Source organism: Streptomyces sp. PTY087I2, assembly GCF_001687325.1.
GTDB lineage: Bacteria > Actinomycetota > Actinomycetes > Streptomycetales > Streptomycetaceae > Streptomyces.
In genome coordinates this window covers 94120-110249 of the sequence record NZ_LZRD01000012.1, presented here as the reverse complement: position 1 = coordinate 110249, position 16130 = coordinate 94120, and the positions used below count along the sequence as shown (strand labels likewise).

General features: G+C 72.7%; 19 protein-coding genes. 9 read left to right on the top strand and 10 right to left on the bottom strand.

Annotated features, from left to right (window positions below):
- Window positions 1-115 precede the first annotated feature (115 nt).
- The 3 genes from A3Q37_RS15465 (at window position 116) to A3Q37_RS15455 (ending at window position 1730) form a co-directional block, all read left to right on the top strand.
- Window positions 116-631 (top strand): lytic polysaccharide monooxygenase auxiliary activity family 9 protein, encoded by a 516-nt coding sequence (locus A3Q37_RS15465; RefSeq protein ID WP_065484478.1) that lies wholly within the window; start codon window positions 116-118, stop codon window positions 629-631.
- Window positions 632-815: 184 nt separating this feature from the next.
- Window positions 816-1490: a TNT domain-containing protein gene (locus A3Q37_RS15460; RefSeq protein ID WP_065484472.1), complete on the top strand. Its 675-nt coding sequence runs from the start codon at window positions 816-818 to the stop codon at window positions 1488-1490.
- A gap of 6 nt (window positions 1491-1496) precedes the next feature.
- Entirely contained in the window at window positions 1497-1730 is a 234-nt protein-coding gene (locus tag A3Q37_RS15455) for a hypothetical protein (protein ID WP_065484463.1), read from the top strand.
- Window positions 1731-1755: 25 nt separating this feature from the next.
- On the opposite strand, the gene A3Q37_RS15450 is transcribed toward A3Q37_RS15455, so the two are convergent.
- On the bottom strand, window positions 1756-2127 hold the full coding sequence (locus A3Q37_RS15450) for an iron chaperone (protein ID WP_065484457.1): 372 nt from the start codon (window positions 2125-2127) through the stop codon (window positions 1756-1758).
- Window positions 2128-2192: 65 nt separating this feature from the next.
- Here A3Q37_RS15450 and A3Q37_RS15445 point away from each other — a divergent pair, with 65 nt between their 5' ends.
- The 3 genes from A3Q37_RS15445 (at window position 2193) to lepB (ending at window position 3904) form a co-directional block, all read left to right on the top strand.
- Window positions 2193-2702: a mycothiol transferase gene (locus A3Q37_RS15445; protein ID WP_065484450.1), complete on the top strand. Its 510-nt coding sequence runs from the start codon at window positions 2193-2195 to the stop codon at window positions 2700-2702.
- A gap of 112 nt (window positions 2703-2814) precedes the next feature.
- Window positions 2815-3105 (top strand): hypothetical protein, encoded by a 291-nt coding sequence (locus A3Q37_RS15440; RefSeq protein WP_030719604.1) that lies wholly within the window; start codon window positions 2815-2817, stop codon window positions 3103-3105.
- A 94-nt stretch (window positions 3106-3199) separates the two neighbouring features.
- The gene (lepB, locus tag A3Q37_RS15435; RefSeq protein ID WP_065484448.1) at window positions 3200-3904 is read left to right on the top strand and encodes a signal peptidase I; all 705 of its coding nucleotides are present in this window, start codon (window positions 3200-3202) and stop codon (window positions 3902-3904) included.
- 3 nt (window positions 3905-3907) lie between these two features.
- Here the strand turns inward: lepB and A3Q37_RS15430 are convergent, their stop codons facing one another.
- The 6 genes from A3Q37_RS15430 to A3Q37_RS15405 form a co-directional block, all read right to left on the bottom strand.
- Window positions 3908-4342 (bottom strand): protein-tyrosine phosphatase family protein, encoded by a 435-nt coding sequence (locus A3Q37_RS15430; protein WP_065484446.1) that lies wholly within the window; start codon window positions 4340-4342, stop codon window positions 3908-3910.
- 28 nt (window positions 4343-4370) lie between these two features.
- On the bottom strand, window positions 4371-4643 hold the full coding sequence (locus A3Q37_RS15425) for an HPr family phosphocarrier protein (protein ID WP_065484444.1): 273 nt from the start codon (window positions 4641-4643) through the stop codon (window positions 4371-4373).
- Window positions 4644-4698: 55 nt separating this feature from the next.
- Window positions 4699-6699, bottom strand: coding sequence for a fructose-specific PTS transporter subunit EIIC (locus tag A3Q37_RS15420; protein WP_065484442.1), 2001 nt, complete (start codon window positions 6697-6699; stop codon window positions 4699-4701).
- A gap of 121 nt (window positions 6700-6820) precedes the next feature.
- The gene (gene pfkB, locus A3Q37_RS15415; RefSeq protein WP_065484438.1) at window positions 6821-7768 is read right to left on the bottom strand and encodes a 1-phosphofructokinase; all 948 of its coding nucleotides are present in this window, start codon (window positions 7766-7768) and stop codon (window positions 6821-6823) included.
- Window positions 7765-8526, bottom strand: coding sequence for a DeoR/GlpR family DNA-binding transcription regulator (locus tag A3Q37_RS15410; RefSeq protein WP_065484435.1), 762 nt, complete (start codon window positions 8524-8526; stop codon window positions 7765-7767). Before A3Q37_RS15410 ends, pfkB begins: the two co-directional genes overlap by 4 nt.
- 190 nt (window positions 8527-8716) lie before the next feature.
- Window positions 8717-8965: a DUF6296 family protein gene (locus tag A3Q37_RS15405; protein ID WP_065484862.1), complete on the bottom strand. Its 249-nt coding sequence runs from the start codon at window positions 8963-8965 to the stop codon at window positions 8717-8719.
- A 199-nt stretch (window positions 8966-9164) separates the two neighbouring features.
- Here A3Q37_RS15405 and A3Q37_RS15400 point away from each other — a divergent pair, with 199 nt between their 5' ends.
- Together A3Q37_RS15400 and A3Q37_RS15395 are read left to right on the top strand one after the other, a co-directional pair.
- On the top strand, window positions 9165-9950 hold the full coding sequence (locus tag A3Q37_RS15400) for a PepSY domain-containing protein (RefSeq protein WP_079137813.1): 786 nt from the start codon (window positions 9165-9167) through the stop codon (window positions 9948-9950).
- Window positions 9951-10127: 177 nt separating this feature from the next.
- Complete coding sequence (locus A3Q37_RS15395) at window positions 10128-11117, top strand: alpha/beta fold hydrolase (protein ID WP_065484429.1); 990 nt, start codon at window positions 10128-10130, stop codon at window positions 11115-11117.
- A 42-nt stretch (window positions 11118-11159) separates the two neighbouring features.
- Here the strand turns inward: A3Q37_RS15395 and A3Q37_RS15390 are convergent, their stop codons facing one another.
- The 3 genes from A3Q37_RS15390 to A3Q37_RS15380 all read right to left on the bottom strand — a co-directional run bounded on the left by A3Q37_RS15390 (window position 11160) and on the right by A3Q37_RS15380 (window position 15196).
- Window positions 11160-12491, bottom strand: a complete 1332-nt coding sequence (locus A3Q37_RS15390) for a serine hydrolase (RefSeq protein ID WP_079137812.1) — start codon at window positions 12489-12491, stop codon at window positions 11160-11162.
- Window positions 12492-12610: 119 nt separating this feature from the next.
- The gene (locus tag A3Q37_RS15385; protein WP_065484420.1) at window positions 12611-13114 is read right to left on the bottom strand and encodes a GNAT family N-acetyltransferase; all 504 of its coding nucleotides are present in this window, start codon (window positions 13112-13114) and stop codon (window positions 12611-12613) included.
- Between the two features lie 48 nt (window positions 13115-13162).
- Window positions 13163-15196, bottom strand: a complete 2034-nt coding sequence (locus A3Q37_RS15380; RefSeq protein WP_065484411.1) for a regulator — start codon at window positions 15194-15196, stop codon at window positions 13163-13165.
- A gap of 224 nt (window positions 15197-15420) precedes the next feature.
- Between A3Q37_RS15380 and A3Q37_RS15375 the strand changes: the two genes are divergently transcribed.
- Window positions 15421-16128 carry an alpha/beta fold hydrolase gene (locus A3Q37_RS15375; protein ID WP_065484399.1) on the top strand — a complete coding sequence of 236 codons (708 nt, stop codon included), beginning with the start codon at window positions 15421-15423 and terminating at the stop codon, window positions 16126-16128.
- The last annotated feature ends 2 nt before the right edge of the window (window positions 16129-16130 follow it).

The window sequence follows — 16130 nt, the reverse complement described above, 5'->3', positions numbered from 1 at the left end:
CAAGGGACTTGCAGCCCTTCGCGCCTCTTGGCCCCACACTCGCGAGGCCTCGCCGCCGAAGCCGGACCCCCCACGGTCCGCCACCGCGCGGTGCGGTCTCAAGTGAAGGAGAAGCATGCACGCGAAAAGGAAGACCGCACTCGCCGTCGGCGCCATGCTCGCCCCGGTCCTCGCCCTGAGCCTCCCGGCAAGCTCCGCCAGTGCCCACGGCTACATCTCCAACCCGCCGAGCCGGCAGGCCCAGTGCGCCGCCGGAACCGTCAGCTGCGGTGCGATCACGTACGAACCGCAGAGCGTCGAGGGCCCCAAGGGGCTCACCAGTTGCAGCGGCGGCAACAGCGGCTTCGCCGAGCTGGACGACGACTCCAAGGGCTGGGCCGTCACCCCGGTGAACCGTTCCCAGCAGTTCGAGTGGAAGCTCACCGCACGCCACTCGACCAGCACCTGGCAGTACTTCGTGGGCGGCGAGAAGATCGCCGAATTCGACGACGGCGGCGCGCAGCCCGGCGCGACCGTGACCCACCAGGTCGACTTCGGCGACAAGACCGGTCAGCAGAAGGTCCTGGCCGTCTGGAACATCGCGGACACCGCGAACGCCTTCTACGCCTGCATCGACGTCAACGTCAGCTAGCGGACACATCGGCCGGGGGTGCACACCCGGCCGGCCACCACGCCCCGGACGCGCACCGCCGCGACCGGGGCGCGGTGCTGTTCCGACTGGCCGGAAAGCGGCATGGCGCGAAACCCTGGAGTATCCGAGCGGTTACCCTACGTCAGCTGTCTGATGGATCATCAGTGCTCAAGGGGACTCCTGAATGAACCGTATGCGTACCGTACTCGCCGCGCTCGGCATCACCGCCGGACTGATCACCGCCCCGACGGCGAGCGCCGCACCGGGGCCCGAGAGGCCCACGCCCGCCGCCGAACGCCACGAACAGTGCACCGGAGAGTTCCGCGGCGACGCCCGCCTCGGCCCCAAGTGGCTGCCGAACAAGCGGCTCGCCCCGGTCGGCCCGCTCCTCAACGGCTACCAGCGCACCGGCGACCTCACCCCGAAGGACTTCCTGAAGAAGTACTGGGAAGGGCCCGCGGACACCGGCAGCTGGAAGTACCCGCCCAACGACGGCTTCGCCGAGGTGAACGGCGAGATCGACAAGGAGCCCGTCAAGCTGCGCACCGGCCAGCGCCTGGACCGCTTCGGCTCGGAGTTCGGCGGCTACCTGGCCCCCGCCGGCGACGCCTACGCCGAGCGCGCCCTACCCCCGCAGAACCTCAACACCCGTGACGCGGACACCCCGTGCGACTACCGCGTCTACAAGGTCGCCAAGCCCTTCTGGGTCTGGCAGGGCTCGATCGCCCCGTGGTTCGAGCAGCCCGGCGGCGGCCAGCAGATCAAGCTCGACGCCGTGTTCCTCGACCCGGGCGAGGGGCAGCGGCTCAATGTGAAGTGGCTGCTGGACAACGCCTACCTGACGCCCGCGGGCGCGTAACCCGGTATGGACCGCCGGGCCCTGCACGCCGCACTCGTCGAAGCACGGATCCCCGGCGGCTACTACCGCATCGAGGGCGTCCACGAGCCCGTCCCCACCCCACCGGACTTCCTCTTCGTCCGGCGGGGTGGGGACGCCGGCTGGGAGACCGGGGCGTACGAGCGCGGAACGTACGAAGTCATCGCCCGCCACCCGGACGAGGCCACCGCCTGCGCCCACCTGCTGAGCCTGCTCGTCTGAGCCGCCGCGCGCGAGGGAATCCCGGTCAGCAGGGCGTGCCGGGGGTCGCCGCCGTCGCCCGCAGAAGGTCACGTACAAGCACGAAGTCGATCTTCTGCGGGTTGCGGAACCGCAGACAGCCCTTGCCCATGTCGTGCGAGGCCAGCCGGTCCGCGAACGCGTCGCGGACATCCGTGCGCAGCAGATAGAACGAGATGTACCGCTTCTGGTCGGCGAAGGCGATCTCGCCCGTCCCCGGCCCCTCCCGCTCATAGGCGGGCATGCCGTACGCCATCACCTCGCGGAACCCCGTCAGCTCCTCGCGGCACAGCGCGCGCAGCCTCGTGAGGGCCTCCCGGCGGGCCTCCGGGGCCTCGGCGAGATACTGATCGACATCCTGCGCGCTGCTCTGCACCATGAGCCGATCGTACGGCGGTGTGTCGCACCCCGGGCCCCCGGCGCCCGGTGGGCGACAGTGGGCGGATGAACACCGCAGGCATGCTGGCCGAAGCGTTCGACCGGATCGGGGAGGCCGTCCACGCGGCGGTCGAGGGGCTGTCGCCCGACGACCTCAACGCCCGGATCGACGAGGGGGCCAACTCCATCTCCTGGCTCGTCTGGCACCTCACCCGGGTCCAGGACGACCACATCGCCGACGCCTCCGGCACGGCACAGATCTGGCTCACCGAAGACTGGGCCGACCGCTTCGGGCTCCCCTTCGACGCCACGGACACCGGCTACGGGCACAGCCGCGACGAGGTCGCCGCCGTCCGCGTGGACTCCGCCGAGCCTCTCCTCGGCTACTTCGACGCCGTACAGGAGCGGACGCTCGACTTCGTCGCGGGGCTGGAGGGCCACGCCCTCGACCGGATCGTCGACGAGGGCTGGTCGCCCCCGGTGACGTTGGGTGTCCGGCTGATCAGCGTCGTCGCCGAGGATCTCCAGCACGCGGGCCAGGCCGCGTACGTCCGTGGAGTGCTGGAGAGGGCCTGAGACCGGGGCCCGTGGACCGGCGCGCACAGACCGGTGCACAGTCCCATCCGCGGTGCCATACTCGAAGGAAATCGGCCGGACAAGCAGTGTCATCGTCCGAAAGGTGACCATCATGAGCTGGGCATCCTGGACGACCAGCGGGGTCTACACGGGCACCGGCGGAGTGCGCACCGAAGAAGCGGGCATTCTGAGCGGCGATCTCACCGTGCACACGACGTGGTTCGACGGACAGGCGTCGGTGGCCGTGCAGTACAGCGGCTCCTCCGACTGGTTCACCCTCGTGGGCAGCCCCGTGCCCTGCCCCTCCGAGGAGGAGAGCCGCACCTTCCACCAGAGCGTCGTCGAAGCCGTGCGCGCCGGCGAGGGCGCGAGAGTCCCGCCGGTCGGCGCGGAACCCGCATAGCGACCGTCATCGCGCCCCACGCCCCATAGAGTGGATCACCGACCCGTCCCCCGAGGGACGGGCACAGGCGGTTCACGGGGCGAGGAGCGGTGACATGGGGCGTGCGGGAGCGCGGCGGTCGAGTACACGGAAGAAGCGGCCGTTCTGGGTGGAGCTGCCGCTCCTGATCGTCATGGCCCTGGTGCTGGCCCTGCTCATCAAGACGTTCCTTGTGCAGGCCTTCTCCATCCCCTCGGACTCGATGCAGAACACCCTCCAGCAGGGCGACAGGGTGCTGGTCGACAAGCTGACCCCCTGGTTCGGCTCGGAGCCCGAACGCGGCGAGGTGATCGTCTTCCACGACCCGGGCGACTGGCTCGCGGGCATGCCCGTGGACGAACCCAACACCGTGCAGAAGGTGCTGAGCTTCATCGGCGTCATGCCCTCCGCCGAGGAGAAGGACCTCATCAAGCGGGTCATCGGCGTCGGCGGCGACACCGTCGAGTGCGCGGGCGACGGGCCCGTGAAGGTCAACGGCACCGCCCTGGACGAGCCGTACGTCTTCCCCGGCAACACCCCGTGCAGCAACGACGAGGACGGCGGCCGGTTCAAGGTCACCGTGCCCGAGGGCAAAGTCTGGGTCATGGGGGACCACCGCCAGGAATCCGCCGACTCCCGCTACCACCAGGACGACCCCAACAAGGGGATGGTCCCGGTCGACGAGGTCGTCGGCCGGGCCGTCGTCGTCGCCTGGCCGATCGGCCGCTGGGCCACCCTGCCGGTGCCCGACACCTTCAAGAACGTGCCCGACAAGCCCTGATACTCAGCGGGGCGCGAAGTTCCGTACGTACCGGCGCTGCCAGGGCGTTTCCACCGCCCGCGGGTGGTAGCCGGCCCGGACGAACGCCACCGCCTCCTCGGCGGGCACCCCGTCCAGGACGGCCAGAACGGCCAGCGCCGTCCCGGTCCGGCCCATCCCGCCACCGCAGGCCACCTCGACCCGCTCGTCGGCCGCCCGCTCCCACACCTCCCGGAGCAGGACCCGCGCCTCCTCCCGGTCCGCCGGGAGCCGGAAGTCCGGCCACCGCAGCCACCGCGACTCCCAGCGGACCGGGGGCGGGGTGCGGCCCAGGAGGTACACGGCGAAGTCCGGTTCGGGGCCCGGGGGGAGCGGCTTGCGCAGCCCCCGGCCCCGGACCAGCCGCCCGGAGGGCAGGGCGAGGACGCCGGGGTCGGTGGCGTTCCAGTGTTCGGTCACGCCCCCAACCTAGGGGGTGTCCTCTCGATCAGGCGGCGGAGTCGAGATCCTGGGCCAGCAGCTCCGCCAGCTCCTCGACCGCCGCCCGCGCCCCGTCGCCCTCGGCGCTGAGGACCACGGCCTCCCCGTACGGCGCCGCCAGGGCCAGCACCGCGAGCATGCTGCGGGCGTCGACCGGGTCGCGGCCCTCGCGGGCGATGGTCACCTTGACCGGCTGACGGGCGGCGGCCTTGACGAACAGCGACGCCGGACGGGCGTGGAGCCCGCTGCGGGAGCCTATGACGACGGTCTGCTGGTGCATGGATCACTCCTGGGTGAGGGACTGCGGAAGCCGTGTGTGCGGGGCGGTGAGGTGTTCAGGCGGCGACCGGGACCCGGGAGTCGTCGGAGCCCGTGGCTCCCGTCTCCCCGGCCGTGTCCGGCGCCGCCCGGCGTGCGCCCTTGAGCAGGACGACGAGCGCGGTCGCCACCAGCGTTCCGGCGGCGATGGCGAGCAGGTAGAGGAACGGCTCACCGATCAGCGGGACGACGAAGACGCCGCCGTGCGGAGCGCGCAGCGTCGCGCCGAAGGCCATCGACAGCGCCCCGGTGACCGCGCCGCCCGCCATCACCGACGGGATGACCCGCAGCGGATCGGCGGCCGCGAACGGGATCGCGCCCTCGGTGATGAACGAGGCGCCCAACACCCAGGCCGCCCGGCCGTTCTCCCGCTCGGTCTTCGTGAACAGCTTCTTGCGTACGGTGGTGGCGAGCGCCATCGCCAGCGGCGGGACCATCCCGGCCGCCATGACCGCGGCCATCACCTTCAGGCTGCCGTCGGTCGGATCGGCGAGACCGCCGACCGCGAAGGCGTACGCCACCTTGTTCAGCGGGCCGCCCATGTCGAAGCACATCATCAGCCCGAGGACGACGCCGAGGATCACCGCGTTGGAGCCCGACAGGCCGTTCAGCCAGTCCGTCAGCGCGTTCTGCAACGAGGCGATGGGCTTGCCGACCACGATGAACATCAGGAAGCCCACGACCGCCGACGCGATCAACGGGATCACCAGCACCGGCATGATGCCGCGCAACGTCGCATGGACCGGGACCCGCTGGATCGCCATCACCACCGCACCGGCCAGCAGACCGGCGACCAGACCGCCGAGGAACCCGGCGTTCACCGTGAGCGCGATGGACCCGCCGACGAAGCCCGGCACCAGCGCGGGCCGGTCCGCCATCCCGTACGCGATGTACCCGGCCAGCACCGGCACCAGGAACGCGAAGGCCGCCGAACCGATCTGGTTGAGCAGCGCCGCCCAGCTGTCCGTCTCGCCCCACACGAAGTGGTCGGCGACCGACTTGGCGCTCGCTATCTCGTAGCCGCCGATGGCGAACGACAGGGCGATCAGCAGACCGCCCGCCGCGACGAACGGAACCATGTAGCTCACGCCGGACATCAGATACGTGCGGAGCCGGACGCCGAAGTGCGCGCGGTCCGCGCCGGATCCGTCCCCGTCACCGTCGCCGGAACCGCTGCCGCCGTCGGCCTCGGACACGGCGGCGATCTCTCCGCGCTCCGCCTTGCGGCGCGCCTCGGCGATCAGCTCGGCGGGCCGGTTGATGCCCGCCTTCACGCCGACGTCGACCAGCGGCTTGCCGCGGAAGCGGGTCTTCTCCCGGACCTCCACGTCATGCGCCCAGATCACGGCGTCCGCCGCCGCGATGACCCCGGGGTCCAGCTTGGTGAAACCGCCCGAGCCCTGGGTCTCCACCGTCACCTCGACGCCTTCGGCGCGGCCCGCCGCGGCCAGGGACTCGGCGGCCATGTAGGTGTGGGCGATGCCGGTGGGGCAGGAGGTGACGGCGACGATGCGGAAGGGCGCGGACCCGGGCGCCGCGGCGGCTTCATCCTCTTCCGGTGCGGGTTCCTCCGCCGCCTCCTCGCCCCGGATCAGCGCGGCCACCGCCGCCGGGTCCGTCCCGGCGCGCAGCGCGGCGGTGAACTCCGGGTCCATCAGCCTGCGGGCCAGCCCCGACAGGATGGTGAGGTGATCGTCGTCCGCCCCGGCCGGGGCGGCGATGAGGAAGATCAGGTCGGCGGGACCGTCGGCCGCACCGAAATCGATGCCCGCCGCGCTGCGCCCGAAGGCCAGCGTCGGGGCGTTCACATGCTCGCTGCGGCAGTGCGGGATGCCGATGCCGCCGTCGAGGCCGGTCGGCATCTGTGCCTCGCGGGCGGCGACGTCGGCCAGGAAGCCGTCGAGATCGGTGACGCGGTGCGCGGCCACCATCCGCTCGGCGAGCGACCTCGCGGCGGCGTCCTTCGTTGCGGCGGACAGATCGAGGTCGACCAGTTCCGCGGTGATCAGCTCACTCATCGCGGTGCTCCTTGCTCGGGGACCGCCGGGGCGGCGGCTCGGGGGGACGGGGCGGAGCTCGCGTACGGGTGGGGACCGTACGGGAGGTGCGGGGATCGTGGGGGCATGGGCGGTGCGGGGGTCATGGGGCCGGCTCGCTCAGCGCGCGGTCCAGCGGTACGTCGGAGGTCGTCACGACCGACGGCAGATCGAGGTCGGCGGGGGTGGGCATGAGGCTTCCGGCCAGCTGCACGGCCGCGGCCCCGTGGGCGACCGCCGAGGCGAGCGCTTCCGGGCCCCGCCCGCCCGCCGCGAGGAAGCCCGCCAGCGAGGCGTCCCCGGCGCCGACATTGCTGCGTACGGCGGCCACCGGGGCGGTCGCGAAGTACGCACCCGACGCCTCGGCCAGCAGCTGGCCGTCCGCGCCCAGACTCGCCAGCACCGACCGGGCGCCGCGCTCGCGCAGCTCCTCGGCGGCCTTCAGCGCGTCGCCCACCGTGGCCAGCGGACGGCCCACGGCCTCGGCCAGCTCCTGGGCGTTGGGCTTGATCACGTCGGGCTCCTCGGCGAGCGCGGCGGTGAGGGCCGCACCCGAGGTGTCCAGCGCGATCCGGGCGCCGGCGCGGTGGCTCCGCTCGACCAGCTCCGCGTACCACCGGGGCGGCAGTCCGCGCGGCAGGCTCCCGCAGCAGGCGATCCAGTCGGCGGCGGCCGAGCGGACCCGTACCGCTTCGAGGACGTCCTCCGCCTCGGCCGGACTCAGCTCCGGGCCCGCCGCGTTGACCTTGGTGAGGGTGCCGTCGGGTTCGACGAGGGTGACGTTGATCCGGGTGTTCCCGGCGATCGGCACCCCGGCCGCCTCGATGCCCAGATCGCCGAGGAGCCGGGTGAGCAGCGCCCCCTCCGGGCCGCCCATCGGGGCGACGGCGACGGTGCGGTGCCCGGCGGCGGCGACCGCGCGGGAGACGTTGACGCCCTTGCCGCCCGGGTCGACGCGGTCCGCCGTGGCGCGCAGGACGGTGCCACGGGTCAGGCCGGGCAGCTCGTAGGTGCGGTCCAGGCTGGGGTTGGGGGTGACGGTGAGGATCATGCGCGTACTACTTCCGTGCCCCGGCTCTCGATGGAGCGGGCGTCGTCGGGGCTGAGGCCCGTGTCGGTGATGAGCAGGTCCACATCGGTGAGGTCGCCGAAGCGGGCGAAGTGCTCCTGCCCAAACTTGCCGGAGTCGGCGAGCAGGACGACCCGCCGGGCCGCCTTGATCACGGCCCGCTTCACCGCGGCCTCCGCGAGGTCCGGCGTGGTGAGGCCGCGGTCGGGGCAGAAGCCGTTGGTGGCGAGGAAGACCACGTCGGCGTTGATCTCGGCGTACGAACCCAGCGCCCAGGCGTCCACCGCCGCGCGCGTACGGTGCCGGACCCGGCCGCCCACCAGATGCAGCGCGATACCCGGGTGATCGGCGAGCCGGGCGGCCACGGGCAGCGCGTGCGTCACGACGGTCAGCGCCGCGTCGACCGGTACGGCGGCGGCGAGCCGCGCGGTGGTGGTCCCGGCGTCGATGATCACATTGCCGTCGGCGGGCAGTTCGGCGAGGGCGGCCTGCGCGATGCGGTCCTTCTCGTCGGCCGAGAGGGCGTCGCGCTCGGCGAGGTCGGGCTCGAAGTCCAGCCGCCCCACCGGGATCGCCCCACCGTGCACCCGGCGCAGCAGCCCCGCCCGGTCCAGGGCCTTGAGGTCCCGTCGGACGGTCTCCGCCGTCACCTGGAACTCCTCGGCCAGGGACAGCACGTCGACCCGGCCGCTCTCCTGGGCGAGGCGGAGGATCTCCTGCTGACGCTCCGGTGCGTACATGTGGTTTCGTTTCCGTTTCATGCCTGAGTCTGTGGTTTCACGCTCAGGTTACGTCCGGGGTGCGGGAATGTAAACACATTCGGGCGAAGAGTGGGCATGAACGGACGGACGAAGGCTCCTGCCGGGGTGCGGGCACACGAACGGGCGGGGCGCGCCCAGGTGTCCAGCGCGCCCCGCCCGGCGGGTCCGGTCACTGTGGTTCGGGCGCGTCCTCGCTCAAGGGGCGGGCCAGCAGGGGAGCGCCGGGGACCTGGTGGCCGCCGCTGGCGAGCATGCGGACCTCGCCCCGGTCGCTGATCTCGGCGCGGACGATCCCCGTCTCGTCCTCGTACACCGGGAACCCGCCGGCCCCCAGCCGGTCGGTCAGCCGGACGGAGACCACGTCGTCCGCGGCACCGGACATCTGGAAGATCAGCTCGTAACGCTCGGTGTGCACCATCTGATTCATGACGGCCTCCCGGCCGGGCACGGAGAATACGGCCCTGCCGCCATTGTTTCGCACCCCGTCGCGCCCCGCCCGGGGAGCGACGGCCAACGGGCGGAGCCGCCCGGTCGATCGGGTGACTCCGCCCGGTAGGACAACATGACGGAAGGCCTGGAGGGCTAGTCATGCGTGCATGAGACTCGATCCTCGACGAATGAACAGTGCCTCCTCCCGTTCCCGCACGCTCAAGGCGGTCGGCGCCCTTTCCCTGGCCGCGGCCACGGCCCTCCTGATGACCGGATGCGGTCAGAGCTCGGACAGCGCCGGCAGCGCGGCCACCTCCGAGGCGGCCAAGGTCGTCCCGCAGAAGCAGACGACGTCGCCGTCGGCCACCGCCCAGCTGACCGAGGACCAGCAGGAACGCAAGGAGGTGCTCGACGCCACGAAGGTCACCTTCGACGACGCGGCCACCACGGCCACCGGCGAGGTCGCCGGGGGCAAGCTCGTCGACCTGGACCTGGAGGGTGTGGACGACGACAACCAGAGCCCCAGCCCGACCGCGACCGGCAGCCCGACGGGATCGCCCAGCCCGACCGGCTCCCCGAGCCCGACCGGAACCGGCAGCCCGAGCGCGAGTCCCGGCGCCGAGGGCCCGGTCTGGGTCGGCAAGGTCGCGGAGAAGGACGGCACGATCCACACCGTCCGGATCAACGCGGTCGACGGCAAGGTGATCGAGGCCCGCGCCGACGCGGACCAGGGCGCGGACGACAAGAAGCAGACGGCCGATCGGCTCGCCCAGGCCACCCAGACCCCGCAGCAGGCGGCCAAGGTCGCCACCGAGAAGCAGAAGGGGACGGTCACCTCCGTCAGCCTCGACGACAACGACGGCGACGGCGTGATTTGGCAGGTCGACGTGGTCGGCTCGGACTGGAAGAAGACCACCTTCGACGTGGACGCCAAGAACGACACCATCGTCCGCGAGGAGACCGACGAGGACTGACCGCCACCCGCCCGACCGCTAAGGGGTACGCCGGACACCCGGCGTGCCCCTCCTTCGTGCACCGGCCACCTCGTCGTGCGAATTTGCCGGAACGGCAAGGCTGATCGCGTCGGGCGGGCACCGCGGCGCATGATCGCCGGGTACCCGCGACCGTCCGCGAGCCGAGGAGAGACTCCCATGCAGCCCGAACCGTCCGCCGCACCGCGGCACCGTACCGTCGAGGCACCGGCCGGACGCCTGCACCTGGCCGAGCAGGGCTCCGGCCCGCTGGTCCTGCTGGTGCACGGCTTTCCCGAGTCCTGGTACTCCTGGCGGCACCAGCTCCCGGCCCTCGCCGCGGCCGGCTACCGGGCGGTGGCGATCGATGTGCGCGGCTACGGCCGTTCCTCCAGGCCGGCCGCGACCGACGCCTACCGGATGCTGGACCTCGTGGCGGACAACGTCGCCGTCGTACGCGCCCTCGGCGAGGAGAGCGCGGTGATCGTCGGCCACGACTGGGGCTCCAACATCGCCGCCTCCTCCGCCCTGCTCCACCCCGAGATCTTCACCGCGGTGGCCTTGCTGAGCGTCCCCTACGCGCCGCCCGGAGGCCCCCGCCCCACCGACATCTTCGGCCGGATCGGCGGCCCCGAGGAGGAGTTCTACGTCTCCTACTTCCAGGAGCCCGGCCGCGCGGAGGCGGAGACCGAGCCCGACGTCCGGGGCTGGCTCGCGGGCTTCTACGCCGCCCTGTCCGCCGACACCATGCCCGCCGGGAACGATCCCGACCCGCACTTCGTCGCCCGTGACGGCGGCCGACTGCGCGACCGCTTCCCCACGGGCGTCCTTCCGGCCTGGCTGAGCGAGGGCGATCTCGACGTCTACGCCGGGGAGTTCGAACGTACGGGAATCACCGGGGCCCTGAACCGCTACCGCAACATGGACCGGGACTGGGAAGACCTCGCCCCGTACCGCGGAGCCGCGGTCGAGCAGCCGTCCCTGTTCATCGGCGGCGCCCTGGACGCCTCCACCACCTGGATGTCCGACGCCATCGACGCCTACCCCACCACCCTGCCCGGCCTGTCGGCCTCCCACCTTCTGGACGGCTGCGGCCACTGGATCCAGCAGGAGCGCCCCGACGAGGTCAACCGTCTACTGACCGACTGGCTCGCCACCCTCCGGGGCTGAACCGGGCGGGCTGCCCATGAACGGTGCCCCGGTCCACCCCTCCTAGTACGCGCCGCCCGGCTTCCGGCGGTCGAGCAGCCGGCAGACGAAGTCCTCCTGGAGCTTGCGGAGGGTGGCCAGCAGCCTCGGGTTCGTCGTGCTGTTCACCTGGGAGGTGAGGGAGACGGTCAGGGATCGCTTGCCGTCCTTGGTCGCCGCGGCCAGCTGCGTGTAGCCGGGGAAGTTGCCGGTGTGGCCGTACACGGTGCCGCAGCGCGTCGCGTACGAGAAGACCGCGAGACCGGCACTGTTCCGCCCGGGACCGGCGGGTTCGGAGCTGCCCGCGACGAAGGACAGCTGCTGCCGCCGGACCGCCGGGCCGATCCCCAGCCCGCCGGTGTAACCGCGCATGAAGGCCCCCAGATCCCGGGGCGTGGAGACGATGCCGCCCGACGCCCACGCCCCCGAGGCACTGAGAGCCGTGCTGACGTCCTCCGGAGCCTCCGGCGGGTCCACCGCGTAGCCGTGCAGATAGGGCCGGGGCAGCCGGTAGCCCTGCGGGAGGCTGGTGTCGCGCAGGCCGAGCGGGCGGTACACGAGTTCGGCGAGGAGCTTCTCGTACGGCCGGCCCGTCACCGCCTCGGCCATCAGCGCCACGGCGATGTTGTCGGAGTCGGAGTAGCGGTACGCCGATCCCGGCCGGAACCGCAGCGGGTCCCCGGCGACGTAGTCCAGCAGCCGGCGGGAGTCGAAGCGCCTGCGGGGATCGGCCGTCAGCTCGGCGAGGAACGTCGGATCCTCGATGTAGTCGGGGAGCCCACTGGTGTGGTTCAGAAGCTGGCGGAGCGTCACCCGGTGCCAGGCGGCGGGCAGCCGGGGCAGCCGCCGGCCGATGGTGTCGTCCAGACCGAGCGCGCCCCGCTCGGTCAGCTGTAGGGCGACCGAGCCGCTGAAGGCCTTCGCCGTACTGGCGATCCGCATGTGGTCGGTGGTCCTGGGCGGACGCCCGGTGCCGAGCCGCGACGTACCCGCCCGGTACACCTCGCTCCGGCCGTCGGCCGTGAGGACGGCGATGGCGCCGGGCGGCCCGCCCGGGGTGTCCACGAGCGCCTGGAGCCCGCGCCGCAACGCGGGGTCGGTCGGACCGTGCGGGCCGCCGCCCCCGTCCGGGCCGCTGCCGCCGCCCGCGTGGGCCGGGCCGCTCATCAGCCCGGCGAGCGAGGCGACGGCGAGGGCGGCGACGACGGCTGTCAGCGGGGCGCGGGGAAGGGAACGCGCGGGCACGGTGCCTCCTGGGGCGGTGGGCGCCGGGCGGGCGGAGCGGCATGGTCCACTTCCGCGTCCCGGCGTCGGGCGGGCGGAAGCGGTACGGTCCGCTCCCGCGAGCCCCAGCATCGGGCGGCCGGGCGGTGCTTGCCCCCGAGGTGGACCATCCGGGCGAGCACGGCCACACGGCTGGCGTCGGGCCGCGCCCTTCTCCTGCTTCTCGCCGCCGCGTGCTTCGGCGGCGGTGGTCAGCGGGCCGGGGGAGCGCCCGCGCTCAGGTCCAGGACGTACCGTCGCCCGGGGCGGTCGCCGAACATGACGTCCTCCAGCGGCTCGAACCCCGTACGCGCCAGCACCGCGCGGGAGCCCGTGTTGTCCAGCGTCGTCTCGGCGCGCAGTGAGGTCAGCCCGTACTCCTCGACCGCCAGCACACAGATCTGCTGGACCGCCCAGGTGGCCAGTCCCTGCCCCGCGGCCTTCTCCGCTATCCGGTAACCCAGCTCGGCCGAACCGTCGCGCACCTCGACGAGGTTGATCCGGCCGAGGACACCGCCGTCGGCGTCCTCGATGAGGTGCAAGTGGTGCAGCCCCGCGTCCTGCTCGGCGAGCAGGGCACGATGGCGTTCGGCGAACTCGGCGAAATAGGCGTCGCCCCGGTCGGTGATGGACGCGGCGAAGTAGGTCCGGTTCTCCCGCTCGAAGGCGAGCAGAGCCTCGGCATGGTCAAGCCGGAGTCGGCTGATCGACGTCATACCCGGATGCTAAGCCCACGCTGTCCGGGGGTCTCCTCGATTCACGGCCTAGCCGGGGTTCCCGCGCTCCAGCGCGAGGGCCAGGCCGCGTTCGGCGTCGTCGGCCGAGGCGCGCCGGTAGGCCCGCTCGTACGCCGAGTCGCCCGCGGCCTGCCGGGCGCGCAGCTCCCACTGCTCGCGGATCGCCCCGAGCTCCGGGGTGCCCCGGTGCGGGTGGCCGATCATGCGCCAGTAGGCGTGCCCCGTGCCGGACGCCCGGGCCGCGGCCACCCCGTTCCCCTGCGCGGCGATGGCCCCGGCGAGCAGATCGAGACCGAGCGCTATGCCGAGACTGTCGTGCAGCTCGTGCTTGCTCGCGAGCATCGCGCGCGCATGGCTCTCCGCATGACGGGGACGGCCCTGGAGCAGGTGGATGAGGGCGAGTTGATGATCGGCGTACGCCCGGGCCCAGTGCTCGCCGAACCGCAGGCTGATCCGCTGGAGCCGCATGGCCTCCTCGTACGCCTCGTCGAGCCGGCCGAGCGCCGACAGGGCGAACAGGCGTATCACCCGGCAGCGCAGCTGCGAGGGCGCGTCCGCCGGATCCCCCGGGTGGCTCGCCAGCGCGTGGTCGCTGACGGAGTACGCGGTGTGGGGCCGGCCCATCATCAGATACGTGAAGCTCACGGAGTGGGCCGCGAGGAGCACCGTCTCCGGGTCCCCGTCGCGGCCGGCCGCCTGCTCGCACTCCTCGCCGGTGCGGCGGGCCGCCTCGTGGTCACCCTGGAGCGTCAGCGTGATCCCCAGGGCCCAGAGCGCCCGGGTGCGGTGCGGACCTGCGGAGAGCGGCAGGGCGAGCACCCGTTCCAAATACGCACGAGCCTGGTGCAGATGGCCGCAGCAGCTCCAGAAGAGACCGGCGCACCCGGCCATCTCCATCGCCATCTCCGGGTCCTCGGCCAGCAGATGGTCCAGGGCCGCGCACAGATCCGCGTGGGTGTCGGCGATCCGGTGGTACCAGAGGACCTGCGAGGGCCCGAGCCAGCCCGCGTACGCCTGGACGGCGACATGGGCGAAGTGCCGGGCGTGCCGGTCGGCGAGGAGCGCGTCCTCCGCCAGCTCGGCCAGCCACATCGCCCCGTACTCGCGCAGCGTGTCCAGCATCCGGTAGCCGTCCCCGGTCCGCCGAAGCACGGACTGGTCGGCCAGGCGCTCCAGCGCGGGGGCGACGGCCTCCGCGTCCAGCGGCCCGCCCGCGCACACCGCCTCCGCGTCCGGGACCGTGATGACGCCGCGGAAGACGGAGAGCCGCGCCCACAGCAGCCGCTCCAGCGGGGCGCAGAGCTCGTGGCTCCAGCCGATCGTGGTGCGCAGGGCCCGGTGCCGGCGCGGCCAGACGGTGTCGTCGGTGAGGTCCTCCGGCCGGGCGGCCAGCCGTCCGGTGATCTCCTGTGCGCTGCTCTCGCGGAGCTGGGCACAGGCCAGTTCGACGGCGAGCGGTATGCCGTCGAGGCGGCGGCAGATCTCGGCGACGGCGGCCGCGCTCGCGGGATCGTCGAGCGAGAGGCCCGGGGCGACGGTGGCCGCGCGCTCGCGGAAGAGCCGGACGGCCTCGTCCCCGTCGTCCCCCGCGGACAGCGGGGGCACCTCGACGCACATCTCGCCCGCCGAACCCAACGGCTCCCGGCTGGTGGCCAGGACCGTCAGCCCCGGGGCCGCGTCGAGCAGTTCGGTGACGAGCCGGCCGCAGGGGCCGACGATCCGCTCGCAGCAGTCGAGAACGAGGAGCAGCCGCTTGCCGGACAGCCATTCACCGAGCGCGGCCACCGGCCGGCGCGGGCTGTGGTCCAGGAGGCCGACGCCGTCGCAGACCGTCGTGGCGAGCAGCTGGTCGTCGTGGAGATGGGACAGGTCGGCCCACCAGACGCCGTCGGCATACCGGCCTCGGGCACGCTCGGCGGTGCGCAGGGCGAGCCGGCTCTTGCCGACCCCTCCGCTGCCGGTGAGCGTGACCAGCCGGTGATCTCGAAGTGCCCGTTCGATGCTGACCAGTTCGCTGGTGCGGCCCACGAAACTGGTCGTCACGACGGGTAGGTTGCCCATCACGGGGGACATCCTGCCTCGCCGGGGACCACCGCCTCCGTTCATAGCGAAAAGCAGTCAGAAACGGCCGACAATGCATCCCGTTCGATCGGCGGGCGGCATCGGTCGAAAGGCGTGGAGGTGCGGGCCCGGCCCCGAGAAGACGGCGAAGCGCTGAGGGGCGAAGGGGGTACGGGGGACGGCGGCGCGGGGGCGTTGTCATACCCCTGCGCTACGTTGCCGGCATGACTCAATTCGTACTCGTGGCAGGGGCCTGGCTCGGTTCGTGGGCGTGGCGCGACGTGGAGCCCGACCTGCGTGCGGCCGGTCACGGGGTCCACCCGCTGACTCTGTCGGGGCTCGCCGACAAGCAGGGGACGGCGGCGGGGCTGGAGACGCACGTCCAGGACATCGTCGACGAGGTCGAGCGTCTCGGCCTGCGCGATGTGGTGCTCGTCGGCCACAGCTACGCGGGCATCCCGGTCGGGCAGGCGGCCGAGCGGATCGGCGACCGGCTCGCCCGCGTGGTCTTCGTCGACTCCAACGTCCCGGCCGACGGCGAGTCGTTCGTCTCAAGCTGGCCGGACGGCCGGGCCGGGGTGGAGGCCGCCATCGCCGCCAACGAGGGCTTCTGGCCGCCGCCGACCGCCGCCGACTGCGCGGGCCAGGGCCTCACCGACGAGCAGATCGCCCGGTTCCTCGGCGGCGCGACACCCCACCCCGGTGCCACCCTCACCGATCCCGCCGTCCTGGCACGTCCGCTGGGGCTGCTGCCCGCGACGTACGTCAAGTGCCTGCTTGACTGGCCCGAGCCGAGCCCCGAGGTGGCCGAGCTGCTGACGAGCGAGCGCTGGCGGCTGGTCACGATGGACACCGGGCACTGGCCGATGTTCTCGCAGCCGCGCGAGCTCGCCCGGATCCTGCTCGACACGGCGGCGGAAACGGACGCGTGACC

Bases quoted from the DNA above. Each gene is read 5' to 3' on its own strand.
- A3Q37_RS15465 (WP_065484478.1), top strand. From the start codon at position 116: ATGCACGCGAAAAGGAAGACCGCACTCGCCGTCGGCGCCATGCTCGCC.
- A3Q37_RS15460 (WP_065484472.1), top strand. From the start codon at position 816: ATGAACCGTATGCGTACCGTACTCGCCGCGCTCGGCATCACCGCCGGA.
- A3Q37_RS15455 (WP_065484463.1), top strand. From the start codon at position 1,497: ATGGACCGCCGGGCCCTGCACGCCGCACTCGTCGAAGCACGGATCCCC.
- A3Q37_RS15450 (WP_065484457.1), bottom strand. From the start codon at position 2,127: ATGGTGCAGAGCAGCGCGCAGGATGTCGATCAGTATCTCGCCGAGGCC.
- A3Q37_RS15445 (WP_065484450.1), top strand. From the start codon at position 2,193: ATGAACACCGCAGGCATGCTGGCCGAAGCGTTCGACCGGATCGGGGAG.
- A3Q37_RS15440 (WP_030719604.1), top strand. From the start codon at position 2,815: ATGAGCTGGGCATCCTGGACGACCAGCGGGGTCTACACGGGCACCGGC.
- lepB (WP_065484448.1), top strand. From the start codon at position 3,200: ATGGGGCGTGCGGGAGCGCGGCGGTCGAGTACACGGAAGAAGCGGCCG.
- A3Q37_RS15425 (WP_065484444.1), bottom strand. From the start codon at position 4,643: ATGCACCAGCAGACCGTCGTCATAGGCTCCCGCAGCGGGCTCCACGCC.
- A3Q37_RS15420 (WP_065484442.1), bottom strand. From the start codon at position 6,699: ATGAGTGAGCTGATCACCGCGGAACTGGTCGACCTCGATCTGTCCGCC.
- pfkB (WP_065484438.1), bottom strand. From the start codon at position 7,768: ATGATCCTCACCGTCACCCCCAACCCCAGCCTGGACCGCACCTACGAG.
- A3Q37_RS15410 (WP_065484435.1), bottom strand. From the start codon at position 8,526: ATGTACGCACCGGAGCGTCAGCAGGAGATCCTCCGCCTCGCCCAGGAG.
- A3Q37_RS15405 (WP_065484862.1), bottom strand. From the start codon at position 8,965: ATGGTGCACACCGAGCGTTACGAGCTGATCTTCCAGATGTCCGGTGCC.
- A3Q37_RS15400 (WP_079137813.1), top strand. From the start codon at position 9,165: ATGAACAGTGCCTCCTCCCGTTCCCGCACGCTCAAGGCGGTCGGCGCC.
- A3Q37_RS15395 (WP_065484429.1), top strand. From the start codon at position 10,128: ATGCAGCCCGAACCGTCCGCCGCACCGCGGCACCGTACCGTCGAGGCA.
- A3Q37_RS15390 (WP_079137812.1), bottom strand. From the start codon at position 12,491: ATGCTGGGGCTCGCGGGAGCGGACCGTACCGCTTCCGCCCGCCCGACG.
- A3Q37_RS15385 (WP_065484420.1), bottom strand. From the start codon at position 13,114: ATGACGTCGATCAGCCGACTCCGGCTTGACCATGCCGAGGCTCTGCTC.
- A3Q37_RS15380 (WP_065484411.1), bottom strand. From the start codon at position 15,196: ATGGGCAACCTACCCGTCGTGACGACCAGTTTCGTGGGCCGCACCAGC.
- A3Q37_RS15375 (WP_065484399.1), top strand. From the start codon at position 15,421: ATGACTCAATTCGTACTCGTGGCAGGGGCCTGGCTCGGTTCGTGGGCG.